This window comes from Sporosarcina cascadiensis (genome assembly GCF_009650995.1).
Classification (GTDB): Bacteria; Bacillota; Bacilli; order Bacillales_A; family Planococcaceae; genus Sporosarcina; species Sporosarcina cascadiensis.
Window position 1 is genome coordinate 39,712 of the sequence record NZ_WHVV01000019.1, and the last position, 15,859, is coordinate 55,570.

At 43.9% G+C, this 15,859-nt stretch carries 17 protein-coding genes; 1 reads left to right on the plus strand and 16 read right to left on the minus strand.

Annotated features, from left to right (window positions below):
- Nucleotides 1–107: 107 nt before the first annotated feature.
- The 6 genes from rsmA to metG all read right to left on the minus strand — a co-directional run bounded on the left by rsmA (nucleotide 108) and on the right by metG (nucleotide 7,398).
- Nucleotides 108–1,001, minus strand: coding sequence for a 16S rRNA (adenine(1518)-N(6)/adenine(1519)-N(6))-dimethyltransferase RsmA (rsmA, locus tag GDZ68_RS15775; RefSeq protein WP_153723271.1), 894 nt, complete (start codon nucleotides 999–1,001; stop codon nucleotides 108–110).
- Nucleotides 994–1,560 carry a ribonuclease M5 gene (rnmV, locus tag GDZ68_RS15780; RefSeq protein ID WP_153723272.1) on the minus strand — a complete coding sequence of 189 codons (567 nt, stop codon included), beginning with the start codon at nucleotides 1,558–1,560 and terminating at the stop codon, nucleotides 994–996. Before rnmV ends, rsmA begins: the two co-directional genes overlap by 8 nt.
- A gap of 136 nt (nucleotides 1,561–1,696) precedes the next feature.
- Nucleotides 1,697–2,941: a G5 and 3D domain-containing protein gene (locus GDZ68_RS15785; protein WP_153723273.1), complete on the minus strand. Its 1,245-nt coding sequence runs from the start codon at nucleotides 2,939–2,941 to the stop codon at nucleotides 1,697–1,699.
- Between the two features lie 137 nt (nucleotides 2,942–3,078).
- Complete coding sequence (locus GDZ68_RS15790) at nucleotides 3,079–3,846, minus strand: TatD family hydrolase (RefSeq protein ID WP_153723274.1); 768 nt, start codon at nucleotides 3,844–3,846, stop codon at nucleotides 3,079–3,081.
- A gap of 244 nt (nucleotides 3,847–4,090) precedes the next feature.
- Nucleotides 4,091–4,561, minus strand: a complete 471-nt coding sequence (locus tag GDZ68_RS15795; protein WP_153723275.1) for a peptide-methionine (S)-S-oxide reductase — start codon at nucleotides 4,559–4,561, stop codon at nucleotides 4,091–4,093.
- A gap of 878 nt (nucleotides 4,562–5,439) precedes the next feature.
- Nucleotides 5,440–7,398 (minus strand): methionine--tRNA ligase, encoded by a 1,959-nt coding sequence (gene metG, locus GDZ68_RS15800; RefSeq protein WP_153723276.1) that lies wholly within the window; start codon nucleotides 7,396–7,398, stop codon nucleotides 5,440–5,442.
- Between the two features lie 301 nt (nucleotides 7,399–7,699).
- On the opposite strand from metG, the gene GDZ68_RS15805 reads away from it, so the two are divergent.
- Nucleotides 7,700–7,975 (plus strand): AbrB/MazE/SpoVT family DNA-binding domain-containing protein, encoded by a 276-nt coding sequence (locus GDZ68_RS15805; RefSeq protein WP_153723277.1) that lies wholly within the window; start codon nucleotides 7,700–7,702, stop codon nucleotides 7,973–7,975.
- Between the two features lie 56 nt (nucleotides 7,976–8,031).
- Here GDZ68_RS15805 and rsmI read toward each other — a convergent pair whose 3' ends face one another.
- The 10 genes from rsmI to GDZ68_RS15855 form a co-directional block, all read right to left on the minus strand.
- Nucleotides 8,032–8,907, minus strand: a complete 876-nt coding sequence (gene rsmI / locus GDZ68_RS15810; protein WP_153723289.1) for a 16S rRNA (cytidine(1402)-2'-O)-methyltransferase — start codon at nucleotides 8,905–8,907, stop codon at nucleotides 8,032–8,034.
- The gene (locus GDZ68_RS15815) at nucleotides 8,907–9,170 is read right to left on the minus strand and encodes a GIY-YIG nuclease family protein (RefSeq protein ID WP_153723278.1); all 264 of its coding nucleotides are present in this window, start codon (nucleotides 9,168–9,170) and stop codon (nucleotides 8,907–8,909) included. The genes rsmI and GDZ68_RS15815 overlap by 1 nt, the downstream gene beginning before the upstream one ends.
- Entirely contained in the window at nucleotides 9,157–9,897 is a 741-nt protein-coding gene (locus tag GDZ68_RS15820; protein WP_153723279.1) for a tRNA1(Val) (adenine(37)-N6)-methyltransferase, read from the minus strand. The genes GDZ68_RS15815 and GDZ68_RS15820 overlap by 14 nt, the downstream gene beginning before the upstream one ends.
- Before the next feature lie 58 nt (nucleotides 9,898–9,955).
- Nucleotides 9,956–10,315 (minus strand): DNA replication initiation control protein YabA, encoded by a 360-nt coding sequence (yabA, locus tag GDZ68_RS15825; RefSeq protein ID WP_153723280.1) that lies wholly within the window; start codon nucleotides 10,313–10,315, stop codon nucleotides 9,956–9,958.
- 13 nt (nucleotides 10,316–10,328) lie between these two features.
- On the minus strand, nucleotides 10,329–11,156 hold the full coding sequence (locus GDZ68_RS15830) for a PSP1 domain-containing protein (protein ID WP_153723281.1): 828 nt from the start codon (nucleotides 11,154–11,156) through the stop codon (nucleotides 10,329–10,331).
- Complete coding sequence (gene holB, locus GDZ68_RS15835; RefSeq protein WP_153723282.1) at nucleotides 11,149–12,159, minus strand: DNA polymerase III subunit delta'; 1,011 nt, start codon at nucleotides 12,157–12,159, stop codon at nucleotides 11,149–11,151. Before holB ends, GDZ68_RS15830 begins: the two co-directional genes overlap by 8 nt.
- A 72-nt stretch (nucleotides 12,160–12,231) precedes the next feature.
- Complete coding sequence (locus GDZ68_RS15840; protein ID WP_153723283.1) at nucleotides 12,232–12,669, minus strand: YaaR family protein; 438 nt, start codon at nucleotides 12,667–12,669, stop codon at nucleotides 12,232–12,234.
- Between the two features lie 17 nt (nucleotides 12,670–12,686).
- Complete coding sequence (locus tag GDZ68_RS15845) at nucleotides 12,687–13,016, minus strand: cyclic-di-AMP receptor (RefSeq protein ID WP_153723284.1); 330 nt, start codon at nucleotides 13,014–13,016, stop codon at nucleotides 12,687–12,689.
- A gap of 88 nt (nucleotides 13,017–13,104) precedes the next feature.
- Nucleotides 13,105–13,746: a dTMP kinase gene (gene tmk, locus GDZ68_RS15850; RefSeq protein WP_153723285.1), complete on the minus strand. Its 642-nt coding sequence runs from the start codon at nucleotides 13,744–13,746 to the stop codon at nucleotides 13,105–13,107.
- A gap of 17 nt (nucleotides 13,747–13,763) precedes the next feature.
- Complete coding sequence (locus GDZ68_RS15855; protein WP_194841205.1) at nucleotides 13,764–15,188, minus strand: aminotransferase class I/II-fold pyridoxal phosphate-dependent enzyme; 1,425 nt, start codon at nucleotides 15,186–15,188, stop codon at nucleotides 13,764–13,766.
- Nucleotides 15,189–15,859: the final 671 nt, after the last annotated feature.

Below are 15,859 nucleotides of genomic sequence, written 5' to 3' on the forward strand. Positions count from 1 at the left end.
GTTCATTTCTGTCAACCAAATTTTTTATTTTAACAGTCAACCTATATATTTGTCAAATGTTTTCTTATAAATTTCACTATATTTTCACAACAAAATGTTGTTGACTTCTACTCCGGTTTCGGCATATGAAAATGAGGGTATAACGCGTTTGCCAGCTTGATGAACTCAGGAATGGATAAAGTTTCGCCTCTTCGTCCAGGATCCAATTCCGCTTTCTCAAAAGCCTCCTGTATTAATTCCTTTTTCTCTTTGCCATCAGGCAATGAGGCCTGCAGGTTATTCCAGATTGTTTTACGGCGATGAAGGAATGAACCCTGCGTAACCGTAAACAAAAAGTCTTCATCTGCCACATCAGGATACGCTTCTTCCCTGCGCGTTAAACGCAGCACAGCAGATTCTACATTAGGCTGCGGAATAAATACCGTTTTAGGCACGATCATTGACACTTCTGCATCCATATAATACTGCACGGCAATCGATAAGGAGCCGTATGCTTTGGTGCTCGGCACAGCAGTAATCCGGTCCGCCACCTCTTTTTGCATCATGATCACCAGCTGCTTGACCCGCGCTTTTTCCATCAGGAATTTCATGATAATCGGTGTCGTAATATAATACGGCAGATTGGCGACAACCACAATATCCTCATAGTCGGCGAAATGCTCCTCAATCACTTGATGAAGATCCGCTTTCAGCACATCCTGATGAAGCACCGTGACATTCGGGTAAGGAGACATCGTATCTTCCAGCACAGGCAGCAGACGGCCGTCTATTTCGAACGCTATCACTTTTCCTGCCTGACGTGCCAGATGCTCTGTCAGCGCCCCTATGCCAGGTCCCACTTCGATGACACCAGTTTCCTTCGTGATATCTGCGTGAGATACGATATTATGCAGAACGTTCGGATCCACCAGAAAGTTCTGTCCTAAACTTTTTTTGAATGAAAATCCGTGTTTCTGTAGTATTTCTTTCGTCCTTATCGGTGTTGCGATGTCTTTATACATCAGTTGTCATTTCCTCCTCGTCAAGAACTGTCAATGCCTCGACTAATTGTTTTTGGGAAATCCGAAACATTTCCAAACGCTTTTTTAATCCTTTACCGTTGACCTGGCCAATTTGCAGCAGCTCGCTCAGTCGTTCGCGCCGTTTTCTGGAATCTTTATGGCCGATCAGCCGTGCCTCGAGCAGCATAGACATAGGGATCTCTTCTATAGTATGCTCATTGACTGTATAAACAGAAGCCAACGCACGGCGAATTGCTTCATCACTGGCATGCTCAATCCCGAGTCCGCGGCCGTTTTTCGCAATCGTATCTTTTTTAGGCAGGAAAGCATGCTTAACGTCCGGAACTTTTTCTTCCACAATCGCACGAATGCGTCTTCCGGGAAAATCTGGATCTGTAAACACGATGACACCACGCGTCTTTTGCGCATGACGAATCCGCTCTATAGTCTTTTTATTGACAGCAGAGCCGTTTGTCTCAATTGTATCCGCACCTGTTGCCCGCCTGACAGCGACTGTGTCCGATTTTCCTTCCACTACGATGACTTCTTCTATATTCACAAGATTCCTCTTTTCTGCCCTTATCATTCTTTCTATTTTACAGTTTTTTCACATGCTGTACAACCATACAGGTCCTTTGACCGGCACATGAAAAAACCGGTAAAAGAAAGTCTCGCTCTCTTTTACCGGCAATCTATCAGTTGATTACTTTAATTTTCACTGTACGGCGTCCAAATTGATAAGCCGCTGCTTTGGTCGGCATATGCAAATCGATACGGTTGCCTTTAATCGCGCCGCCTGTATCTCCTGCTACTGCATAGCCATAGCCTTCAACCCACACTTTTGAGCCTAATGGAATCACGCTTGGATCGACCGCAATCACTTTTAAATTCGGGTTTGCGCGCAAGTCGATGCCTGTTGCCGTTCTTCCTGAACAACCATTGCAATATGCCGTGTAGGCACTGGCGTTGGCATAAAATTCACGGCCGCCGCTTGGTTCATTGCCTCGTGATACCCCTACATTGCCTTTACTCTGCGAAGCGGAAGCTGTATTCGCACTGGCGACCATAACTTTCGATCCTACATTCACTACTTTATGTGTTGGCTTCTCAATTACTTTTTCACTTACCAGCTCACGAGAAACCACTTTTCCATTCTTCTTCGTTACTTCAAACTTCCGCTGTACTTTTCCTTTTTTACCTTCCTGAACCACTTTTTCGTGGCCCTTCAGTAATTTTGGATCTGCTTTCGTCTGTACTTTGAAGTTCTCTGCTTCTTCCACTACATCGGTGACCTTTTCTACTCGTGCAATTTTTACCGTTGCATTAGACGATGTCAGCGTTGCTTTTGAATCGCCTACTACTTTATCCAATTCATTAAGACGGATATTTTGTTCTCTTAAAAAGTCAGCGACCGTAGTCGAAGTTGACCAGTGGCTACTTTCTTTTCCACCGTCTTTTACCGTAACTTGAAATGCTTTTTCAATCGTGATCGGCTGATTGGCTGAAACGCTTGAGGCGAGAGCAGGTTCAATTTGATCATGCGTGCTGACTTCAATATTTGCTGTCTTCAGCACATCTTGCACCGTTTGCTCCGTCGTCCACATTTCTGTTGCTTTGCCGTCAATATCTATAGTAACTTTTCTCGCCTGTTCCCACTGGATCGCTAAGCCATTCTCCACTGGTGTGTTCATTGAAGGTTCAAGATGGTCTTGCGTCTTTACTTCTATGTCATGTGCAGCTAACACTTCCCCTACCGTTGCTGCTGCCGTCCGCAATTCGGTTTGCTTACCGTTTAGAGCCAACGAGACATTTTTCTTTTTACCATCAATCAAAACTAATGATGTGGTAGCTATAAATAAAGCCATTGCAACTGCTAAAATTGCAATACGCTTACCCTTCGTTGAAAGCATGAACAGGTTTTTCATGGGTTTCTGAGACATGAAAAAAACTCCTCCTTCATTACTCGGCTGAGTATATAGTGTTTGATTTTGCCTGTCAACCTTTTAAACTGATAGCCAGTCGGGAGACGGCAGCACTTTTTTGTCTGTACAGAAACGCAAACCCAGTGACACTATACTCACTGTATTCCGAAAAGATGCATGGCATTTTCGGTTGTTTGCTTGCCGACTTCCTCCACAGACAATTCTTTTAGCCGTGCAATTTCTTCTGCTACAAGCGGTACGTATGAGGGTTCATTGCGTTTCCCTCTGTATGGATGAGGCGCTAAATAGGGCGCATCGGTTTCAATTAATAATTTGTCCAAAGGAATTTCTTTTGCCACTTCTTTTGGCATTCTGGCATTCTTAAAAGTTACAGGTCCGCCAAGAGATATGAGGAAATTCATGTCGATGCATTGTTTCGCAGTTTCTACGCTGCCTCCGTAACAATGCATGATGCCTCCCACATCGCTCGCATTTTCTTCCTGCAAAATTCGAACGACATCCGCCGTTGCATCACGGTTGTGAATAATAATCGGCAAGTCTACTTCTTTTGCCAGTTGAATTTGCTTGCGGAACAACTCCTGCTGAATGTCCTTTGGTGACTTGTCCCAATGATAATCAAGACCCGTTTCTCCAATTCCTACTACTTTGGGGTGGGCGGTCAGTTCCTTGATCCATTGCAGGTCTCTTTCCGTACAGTCAATTGCGTCAACAGGATGCCAGCCGATTACGCCGTAGATGAATGGATACTGATCTGCCAGTACCATCGCCTTTTCAATCGTCTTCGTATCAAACCCGACGACCACCATTTTTTCTACTTTTGCATCAATTGCACGCTGGATGACTTCTTCAACATCCTCTTCATATTGATCTGCATTTAAGTGGACATGTGTATCGATAAACATCTGTATCTCTCCTCACAGTATTCTCTATTCTAAGAGCAATCATTATGTCTTTCATCTCATTTATATTACAAATGTGTAACAAACCTGCTTTAGAGTGTGCAATTCGTATTACCAGATTGCACTAGTAAATCATAATTTATCCCGCATGTGAATTTATTTGCTTCCGCGAGAAATAGGAAAAAGACCAATAAAAAATAAAAACACCCAGAAAATGTCTGAGTGCTTTTATGACAGAAAAGCCTTTTTACGAATACTTATACAGCAGTTTTTCTGGTATATGACAATAATCGTCAGGATATCTGGCTAATCGGTCTTGATGTTCTTCTGCACTGCTCACATAGTTTGTGAGAGGCAACACTTCTACCGCTATTCTCTTATAATCATCTCTCTTTCGGAGAAATGCCTGCGCTTCTCGTAAGTGTTCGGGTTCCCTGCTATAAATACCGGTCCTATATTTCTCTCCTACATCCTGTCCTTGTTTATTCACACTGTAAGGATCAATAATTTCGAATAAATAATCCATTAATTCCCTGACTGTTACGATAGCTGGATCAAATTCTGTCTTTACACATTCTGCATACCCGTCATAATCTTCCTCAAGTACTGGACTTGTGCCATTTGCCCTTCCTGCTTCTGTAAACATCACGCCAGGCAGTGTTTTTATAAATGCCTGTACGCCCCATAAACATCCGCCAGCAATATAGATCGTTTCCATAGACGCCCCCTGCAAGTTTTTCACTCATTTTACCACAAGCTGTCTTTACTTCTAAATAACACATAAAAAAGATGCCAATCCGTCTAAGAATTGGCATCTTTTATGGGTCTGCCCCAAAATCGGTTCTTGAAAACTTGTCATGTCTGTATTGCAAAAATTATGCTGCAGTTTAAACCTGCTTCGGCGCTGGGGGATTGCCTTACGCTATGAGCCAGCTGGCGAAGAACACGCCAGTTGTCTCATAGCACCGGCCTACCCCGCAGTTGCGCCTTCGCTGATGTGGGGAAAGTATAACATGTTGCTTTTTTGCAGAGTATGGATTTAGTTGGTGGTGTTCCCGTTTCTCGACTTTGCAAATACATTCAACAGAAGAATCTAAGTCTTTGCAGAATGCTAAGTATTGCATGAAACGCCACACCTATTGTAACAGTCTCAGATATTATGCTCATACTGCTTACTCACATAAAAAGTATTAAAACACCAGCCAGTGTACCGGAGTGGAAGCCGTCACGAAGAACGGCTTTTGCGAGTAAAAGCGCAGCGTAAGGAGCACTGGTTTTAGGCGACTCTGGGAGGATCAGCCCGACAGGTGAGACAACTTGCGGGAGCGAAAGCCTTTACGAAGAAAGGCTTTTGCGAATAAAAGCGTAGCGTTATGAGCACAGTTTGCCTTAATTTCTGCAAAGGACGCAGAAATACGGCAAAGCGAACCCTTCGCTGTTCGCTTGGCTCACCGCGGGCCCGCAAGACACGCGTCCGCCTGGAACGCAGGGAAACGGTATCCTCCCATTTACCATCCTATTCTGCGCAATCCCATCTCAAACTGCTCATTAAATTGATTATCAAGCACATGTTTTGGTGAAGAGCCTCTTTTATTATTATTTAACCTGCGCTCCGTTTTCCAATGAAGAATCCACGGTGGCAAGTTTCAGCACACCGTCTTTTTGACCGGCTAAAATCATTCCCTGGGATAGCTCGCCTCGTAGTTTTACAGGTTTTAAATTTGCTACCACAATGACTTTCATTCCTACTACATCTTCAGCTGCGTAATGCTCAGCGATGCCTGATACCACTTGGCGCTGTTCGTAGCCGAGATCGAGCTGGAGCTTCAGTAATTTGTCGGCTTTTGGCATTTTTTCACACGCCGTTACCGTCGCTACACGAAGTTCTACGTTCATAAAATCATCAAATGAGATTTCATTGGATTCCTCTATGGCTTCTTCAGGCTCTTCCTGCACTTCAGCCGGTGCCGTGATGGCCATTTGCTGACGAATGTATTCTACTTCCACTTCCGTATCGAGACGCGGGAAGATCGGAACCCCTTTATTGATGACCGTTGTGCCGGCCGGGATTTTGTAACCGTCTTCCAATGAATCCCACCCGAGTGATTCTGCCGGGAGACCCAATTGCTCCACCATTTGTTTCGGTGCATTCGTCATGAACGGCTGCAGCAACACCGCTGTATGATGCAGTGAAAGCGCCAGATGATACATAACGGAAGCAAGTTTCATACGGTCTTCTTCCGATTTCGCCAATACCCATGGCGATGTTTCGTCGATATATTTATTCGTACGGGAAATTAATGCCCAGACATCAGACAAAACGACACTGAATTGCATTTTTTCCATTGATCGCTCATATTTATTCACGGTTTGCTGAATCATTGCGCGCAGCGGCTCGTCAAATTCAGTTGCAGTGAGTCCTTCTGTCAAAATCTCTCCGTCGAAATATTTATTGATCATAGAAATCGTACGGTTCAATAAGTTACCCAGATCATTCGCCAAGTCGTAATTGATCCGCTCGACAAATGCTTCTGGAGAAAATACGCCGTCCTGTCCAAATGGAAGTTCACGCAGCAAGAAATAGCGTGTAGCATCCAAGCCATAGCGCTCAACCAGCATTTCAGGATACACGACGTTGCCTTTGGACTTTGACATTTTTCCATCTTTCATCATGATAAAGCCATGCGCGAATACTTTCTTTGGCAAAGGCAAATCAAGTGCCATCAAGAAAATCGGCCAATAAATCGTATGGAAACGAACGATATCTTTCCCGACCACATGCACATCTGCCGGCCAGTATTTACGGAACAGGGAGTCATCGTCTGTCATATAGCCAAGCGCCGTAATATAGTTCGTCAGTGCATCCACCCACACGTAAATGACATGTTTTAGATCTCCAGGCACCTTAATTCCCCAGTCGAATGACATACGGGATACGGACAAATCTTCCAAACCGGGTTTAATAAAGTTATTGATCATTTCGTTTTTACGCGACTCCGGCTCAATAAATGTTGGATTTTCATCATAATAAGCCAAGAGACGATCCGCATACTTCTTCATGTTAAAGAAATATGATTCTTCCTCGACACGCTGCACGGGACGTCCGCAATCCGGACAATTTCCGTCCTCCAGCTGTGATTCTGTGAAATATGATTCACAAGGCACACATTTCCAGCCTTCATATTTTCCTTTGTAAATGTCTCCGTTATCGAGAAACTTTTGAAAAATCTTTTCAACTACTTTCGTATGGCGATCCTCAGTGGTACGGATCAAATCATCATACGAAATGTCCATCAGTTTCCACAAATTCTTCGCAGTATCTGCAATAGCGTCTACATACTTAATTGGTGAAAGCCCTTCTTCTTCTGCTTTTTCTTGAATCTTTTGTCCATGCTCGTCCATCCCTGTCAAAAAGCGGACGTCATACCCACGTAACCTTTTATAGCGTGCCATTGCATCGGACGCAATCGTTGTATAAGCAGTTCCGATATGGAATTTTCCACTCGGGTAATAAATCGGTGTTGTGATATAAAATGTTTTAGATTGATTCTCCACACAAATTCCTCCAGATTAAATAATGTATAAATTCATTTTATCGGATATTGTACAAAAGTGCCATGTTCTCCTCCGCTAAAGCTTAACTCTATCATTTTCCCTTGGCAGTTAATGAAAAACAAATTGAAATTCCAGTCATTTCTCATTTTTTCCCTATCAAAAAATTAATAAAATTTATTATGGATATTTCGAGTTATGATGATTGACGATTATTGGAAGAGTTGGTATGATGTTTAATAGACAAGAGAATCATGTCGAATTTTGACGAATAGAAAACTAGAGTGTAGGAGGAATTCTTGTCATGAAATCTACTGGAATCGTAAGAAAAGTTGACGAACTAGGCCGTGTGGTTATCCCCATCGAATTGCGCCGCACACTTGGTATTGAGCAAAAAGACGCGTTAGAGATATACGTGGACGACGACAAAATTATCTTAAAGAAGTACATGCCGAATATGACATGCTCTATTACAGGAGAAGTGTCAGACGACAATCTTCGTCTAATTGACGGTAAATTGATTTTAAGCCCAGAAGGCGCAAAGCAATTAATTGAAGAAATTCAAGATAAAATCAATTAACGAAAAAGGATCCTGAGCGTATTTCCGTTCCGGGTTCTTTTTTCATTTAAAATTCATCAATCCACATGATACGCTTGATAGACATCACGCTTGCCCATTCCTCGTGCTTCTGCCACTTCCTTAATAGCTTCTTTAGAGCGGATATCCTGCTGTTCAATAACCCGTTCCACATGCTCTTTGATCGAAAGCTCTGTCCACCACTCTTCTGTTTCCTCATTCGAAGTCTCCTGATTTCCTTCCACTACTAAGCAAAATTCACCTCTAATTTCATTTGTATCCGCCCACTCTATTGCTTCCGCCAGCGATCCTCTCAATAACTCTTCAAAACGTTTCGTCAGTTCACGTGCCATAACAATCTTTCGTTCATTGCCGAACTGCTCTGCCATATTTCGCAACGTTTGCTTGAGCCGGTGGGGAGCTTCATAAAACAACAGCGTCTCTTTATAGCGCTGTAATTCAACTAGCTGTGCTTTCTGCTCTTTCTTCTGCCGCGGTAGGAACCCCCAGAATAAAAACGGCTGGGGCGTAATTCCTGACGCAACCAGTGCTGTAACAGCTGCGTTCGGACCGGGAACGGGAACGACTGCCAAATCATGTTCAATTGCCAATTCCACTAGATCAGCTCCCGGATCTGAGATGCACGGCATACCGGCATCACTGACTATAGCTACATCCTTCCCATTTTGAAGGTAATCTATAATCTTTTCGCCGGCATCCCGCGTATTATGCTCATGATAACTGATCATCGGTGTATGAATATCGAAATGATTACACAGTTTAATCGTATTGCGCGTATCTTCTGCCGCAATGAAATCTGCTTCCTGTAAAATTCGTACGGCGCGATACGTCATATCTTCCAAATTGCCGATAGGTGTGCCGACAATAAATAATTTTCCTGCAGCTGTTTCTTCGGCACTCTTTTGAGAAGTAATCATTCAATCCGCTCCTTTCTAATATACTGCTCTTTTTGTGTGCGGGTTAATGTCTTAAACTGGTACTCCGCTTGCATCGCTTCCCGCTTCGTTTCAAATACTTCATTATATATATAGCGCACAGGCAAACGCCCTCTCGTGTATTTGGCGCCCTTTCCTTCATTATGCACTTGCAGACGACGTTCTAAATCATTTGTATAACCAGCATAGTAGGAACCATCCTTGCATTCTAACACATAAAAGAAATGCTCACTCGTTTCCATACAGCAAGAGCCTCACTTCCTTTGTGTATTCACCGTCTTTCTGGTAGACATATAAAGGAGGAAGGATTTTCAGGTCCGGCTTTCCATCTTTAATTGCTTCAATTAGCAGTATATTCGCCTCTTTGCCTTCTTTGGGATAAACAAATTGAATGCGTTTAGGCTCCAGCCGATGCCGTCTCATTGAAGTGATTATATCCAGCAACCTGCCCGGGCGGTGCACAAATGCAGCTTTCCCGCCTTGCTTCAGCAATTCACTTGCAGACTGCACTGCCTGATCCAGTGTTAATTCGATTTCATGCCGTGCAATCGTATAATGCTCGCTTTTATTTCTGGCACTTGCATCGTTTGCCAGGAAATACGGCGGATTGCATGTTACTGTATCAAACTGGTCATAGCCGATCTTCTTGGCAATCCCGATCACATTATCCTGCATAATCGTCAGCTGATTTTCCAGTTTATTAAATGCCACACTCCGCTCAGCCATGTCAGCCAGCCGCTCCTGCAGCTCAATTCCAGTAATTTTAGCCTTGGTCCGAGCACTCAAAAATAGTGGAATCACACCATTTCCTGTACACAAATCCACCACTCTTCCTCCTCGTATCGGCATATAAGCAAAGCGAGCCAATAATACCGCATCCAATGAAAAGGAAAAGACAGAGGGACTTTGGATAATTCGCAAATCCTCTGCCAGTAAGTAATCCAGTCGTTCATCATCCTGTAAATTCATCCAGCATACTCCTTACTCAAAAGAAAAAGCCAATACCTAAAAATAGGAATTGACCTTCTCAACCGTTCTGTTTATTTAAAAATGACAGACAAAACAAACAATCTTCACCCTTACGGCTGCTGCCGTAATGTACATTGCACACATGGAACCCTTCATTGTACAAACGGGCTAAATTATCAACGCCTTCGCCGACATCCAGTTTCTTCGGACGTTCATCTCGTGCGGTCTCTTCTATATTTTGTGTAATCTTATCGATTTCATCCAGACGCATTCGCAAATGATGATTTTCCAGACGAAGCGAGTGGTTTTCTTCAGTCATCTCTGCAACAAATCCAATGAGTTCCCTGAATTGTTTTTGCATGGAATCTAACTGTTGCTCAAATTCCATCACTCGATCAAGAAAGTTCACTTCTTTCAACTGTTCCACCTCATCATTTCGTCAATTGAGCCATTTCTTTTTGCAAATCCTCAATTTCACTCCACGCATATTCAAGCACTCTTTCAAATGCAGGCATATTCACTTGCAGTACACGTTCCAGTAAATTCAGTCCAACAACTTTTCCAACGCCATCCGGTGTCGCTACTTGTGTGCCGAGATCCGGCATCTGTACCTTCGCTTCCTCGTACGCGTCATTCTCATATTTCAGACAGCACATCAAACGGCCGCACAGCCCTGAAATCTTCGAAGGATTTAAAGAAAGATTCTGATCTTTAGCCATCTTAATAGAAACCGGTTCAAAGTCCCCTAAAAAAGTTGAACAGCATAACATTCTGCCGCAGGGACCTATACCGCCGAGCATCTTTGCTTCATCGCGCACTCCGATTTGCCGAAGTTCGATTCTTGTGCGGAAGATGGATGCGAGATCCTTGACTAAGTTCCTGAAATCAACACGTCCTTCAGCAGTAAAATAAAACACTATTTTATTGCGGTCAAACGTATATTCCACATCAACCAGGCGCATGTCCAACCGATGTTCTATAATCTTTTCAGCACAAACAACAAACGCATGCTCTGCTTCTGTCTGATTTTCTTTCACACGCTCCCGATCACTCTCATCTGCAAGACGAATGATCTTCTTCAATGGCAAGACGACATCCTCATCATCTATTTCATTACTCCGACTGGCCACCTTGCCATACTCTACGCCTCTTGCAGTTTCCACAATGACATAGTTGCCAATTTCAATCGGCATATCCAATGGATCGAAATAATATAATTTACCCGCTTTTTTAAAACGGACGCCTACGACTTTATACAAACAATAACCCCTCCTGCATAGTAAGCACCAATTGTTCCAGTAAAAGCGTACGATTCATATTTTGATGCAATCGCTTTTTTGCCTGCAAGACGGCATCTATTTTCACAGTTAAACTGCTATACGCATTTTTGACAGAGTGTCTAGTGAAGGTTTCCAGCTGATCAGGATAAGCAATAGTTCCATGCAATCCCGCTTTCACCGCAACAATATCACGGTAAGCAAAGAGAAGCAAGTCAATGCCTTGTTCACAATCGCTCTTTTCCTTCATTAAAGGCATCCAGTCTGTCTGGATGAACAGCAGTGCCTCACTCGGCGAACGCTGCTCAATTGCCTCTACTAATTTTAACACTAATTTCCGTCTCTGTACAAAAGAATCTTCCTGCGCCAATTCATATGCCGCTTCTATATCTGCCGTCATTAACGTTACCGTAGCCGCCATCGATGCAGTGATTCCTCTTTGAATGAGCTTTTCCATAATTTCTTCCCGATTCATCGGCTGCAATGAAATCCTCTGGCAGCGCGACTGTATGGTCGGCAGCAGTGAAGTATAAGAGTCCGTTAACAAAATGGCAGTCACTTCTCCCTCAGGTTCCTCGAGAAACTTCAGAAGAGTATTAGCCGCGAAACCATTCATACGTTCAGCGTTTACAATGACATAAACTTTGCGCCCTTCTTCAAAGCCCTTCTTCGCCATCACCTGAATCACATTTTCAATTTGTTCTTTTTTAATATCTTGTCCGTCTGGCCGGATTGTCTTTATATTAGGATGGTTCCCTGAATCAATTCGTTTGCACGAATGACATGTTTCACATGGAACATTTTCATTCGGATCCATACAAAGCAGAAGTTTGGTGAAATGCTTTGCAATTTCCTCTTTGCCCGCTCCCGCAGGCCCATCAAATATATAAGCATGACCTATCCTTTTACGTCGATGAATCGCCTGTAAACGCTGGATTATCTGCTGCTGAGACTGCAGTGCATGATTTTTTATTGCTTCCGACATGCAATCCCTCCTTGCCGATTCTTCCTGGCTGTTGTAAAAAACCCCGTGCTACTCGGTTTGGGCAGCACGGGATCACGTATATAAGTTGATCAGAAGGCCTTTAATTTCTCCTATTTTTGCCAACAAATCAATCGATGATGATTCTTCATCCAATAAAGCTTCTGTCAGTGCAATTAATTTTTCATCAATCGTCTGAACAATTTTCAACCGGCGTCCTTCGCCAAATTGGTTCCACGTATGAGACTGTTTCAACTCAATACCGGAGTCTACTGCTTCCTTCAAGAAACGCTTGATCAGCATTTTGTACTTTGCCATGTCGCGCAGATTTCTTGATCTGGCCAGCCGATCCCCAGCACTTGAAATATCTCCAAATAAACGGGTGATTTGCTCCCCCTGCAGGCGCGACTCCTGTTTTTCAACCATTTGCCCAAAACGTGCATTATTCGAGTGCGGCCGAAGCGGATCCGGCAACTTTTCCATCCCTGTACGATAGTCACCATTGACTTTCATCAGAGCTCACCTCAATATCAAAAATGGTGGAATTGTTCAATTGGCAAGACAAATACAGTGGCTCCGCCTACCTCTACCTCAATAGGATACGGAATATATGAATCAGCGTTACCGCCCATCGGTGAAACAGGTGCAACCATCTGGTCACGTGAACGGCAGTTTACTCGAATTAAATCCAATGCTTTTGATACTAATTCATCTTCTACACCCATAAGGAATGTAGTGTTGCCTGCGCGAAGAAATCCGCCTGTACTGGCCAACTTCGTATTCCGAAAATCACTTTTAGTTAACGCGGAAGATAATCGGTTACTGTCCTGGTCCTGTACCACTGCTACTATCAGTTTCAATGTACTCTCCCCTTTTCCGATTTCTTATCTATGCAAGACACAAATTGAATCATGCCTATTAGTAAAAATAAGGTTCCTTCTTATTATATCATGAATCCTTGTGTAAGTTGACTTCTGAACTTACAATTTCCCAAACATTTTCGACTACTTGTGCCACAGGCATATCTGCATTAACCGTACGGACTCGTTCCCTGTCCTGTCTAATAACTTCTTGATAACCTTCGTAGACGCGCTGATGAAATTCCAGATTTTCAAGATCCAGGCGGTTTCGTTCTCTTCCTTTATCATTCCAAATACGTTCTAATCCCACTTCGGGCGGCACATCGAAAAAGATTGTGCAGTCCGGCATATGATTTTCGATCGCAAATAGGTTGATATTCAATACTTCCTCCAATCCGAGACCTCTTGCCACACCCTGATAAGCCAAAGAACTGTCAATAAAACGGTCGCACAGTACAATCTGTCCTTCTTTCAGGGCAGGCAGCACTTTCTCTACCAAGTGCTGACGCCTCGCCGCTGCATATAACAGCGCCTCCGTTTTTCCGTCCATCTCCTGATGATTTGAGTCCAAAATTACTTCACGTATCTTTTCGGCTATCGCGATGCCGCCCGGTTCACGGGTGACAGTCACTGTATGTCCCTGTGTTTTCAGCCTGTCTGCCACCTCATGCAATACCGTAGTTTTCCCCGCCCCTTCAGGCCCTTCAAAACTAATAAATAAACCGGTCACAAAAAATCTCTCCTCACCTATTCAATCACTGTCTGTATCCTCATTTTCTCCAAATCAATTGCTCCCTGAAAATGAGCATCAGCGTTCACTAATTCCTGTAATTGTCTGCAGTGACCTTCTGTAATACGCTCTCCCGCACACAGCAGAGGAATACCCGGAGGATACGGTATTACCGCCTGACCCGCCACCTTGCCCGCCGCTTTTTTAAACGAAACCCATATTGTTTTCATTCTCTGAAGTTCATCTATCGAGTAGACAACGGCCGATATTGGCGAAACAGCTTCCAGGACACTGACCTGAACCGCATTACTTTCTAATGCACTCAGTTTCTTGGCAGCTAACTTGAATTTATTCACTGCCTCAGACGGCCCTCTATTATGACTTGCCTTTACCAAAGGCAGCACCAGCAGAACTTGATACAAATCTGCTAGCTCCGAATAAATCCCCTGCTCCTCAAGTGCTTCCTGCACAGTAAAGCCCGACTGACCTTTCACCCGAATAATCAGCTTTAGTAAGTCATCAGTTTCGATTAGATCTATATTGTCTATACCCCGCAGTCCCTCTAGGAGTCTTTGACGGTACAGCTGCAATTCTTCATAGTCTGTTTCTCCATAAGTCTCTGCATAATGCCTCGCATCATCCAACGAGGCCATCAGCAAATAAGACGGACTGCTCGACTGCAGCATATGTAAATAATGAGCAACCTTTTCTGTATTCACCAGGTCAGATCTAACATGTAAAAAAGAGGCCATCGTCATTGCAGGAAGTGTCTTATGTGCAGACTGAACAACCACATCAGCCCCTAAAGCCAAAGCACCTTCCGGGAATCCCTTATTCACAATGAAATGTGCTCCGTGTGCTTCATCTACTAGCACCGGCACATTATATGCATGACAAACGTCAATGATCTCTCTCATTTCTTTATTCGCCAGCCCGTAATACGTCGGATTCGTAAACACTGCAGCCTTCACGTCAGGAAAATTTATCAAAGCCGCCTTCACGTCAGCAGCTGCAACCCCGCCTGCCGACCGAGTCCGCTCATCCCACAGAGGAGACAAGAAAACCGCCTGCGCTCCAGTCAGCTCCAAAGCATGAAACACAGACTTATGCGCATTTCGTTGCACCAGAACAGTATCTCCCCTGCCGACTGTCGCATACAGCATAGCCAAATTTCCAACAGTGGACCCGTTAACCAGGAAAAAGCTTTGATCACTATGATACAACTTGGCGAGTTTCTCTTCCGCCTTTAATATAGCTTCCGAAGGCTCATGAAGATCATCCAGCCCTGTTAGCTCTGTGACATCATAAGACAAGGCATTTCGCAATTCCATAGGCAGACCGGACAACTCACCATTCTTATGACCCGGCACATGAAAGGATACAGGCTGCTTCGCACGGAAACCTTCTAATGCTTGTATCAATGGCCGATCCTCATAACTCATCCGCAAAGCACTCCTTTTCTTTTACTAAGTATAACGCAGCGACTCCATACAGCCAACTCTCCTTTAATTACTTTATAAACAGAGTACTAATGAAAGTAAAAGTTGCGATTGCTATGCACAGTCTATTATCAGGGACATTTATGCCCTGTACATCAAGGCAGATACGTAACTCGCAAAGTTGATTTGATAAGCGAATCAAACAAGCCGTTCAACGAACCAATCTACATTGTCGCCGAACCAATCCAGCCGATTACCGCGCTATTATTCCATGTCTGCAAACCAAACATCTCTCCCACCGAACCAATCTCACCGCTAGCCGAGCCAACGAAAAACTGCTTCAGGTTTCCGACGCAAGAGAACGGGTGATTTATCTCTCCATGAGCACAGCGGCAAGGTGTATGATCAAGTACGGCAGGTCCATGATCATTGGCAGGGAGAGAATGAGCACGAGCGCAGGGTGTATGATCAGCGGTCAGAAGGCTAGGAGCGTTTGAAGGGAATGTATGATCAAACAAGCCTTAGGGTGATTGGTTTCATACTTCGTCGCTTCTTGTCGTCCGATGTTGGCTTTCTCTTTGCACATCTCCCTGAACGCACAAAAAAGCCACTCCCCATAGGGAATGGCTTCGTGCCCAGCAACGTCCTACTCTCACAGGGGGAAACCCCCAACT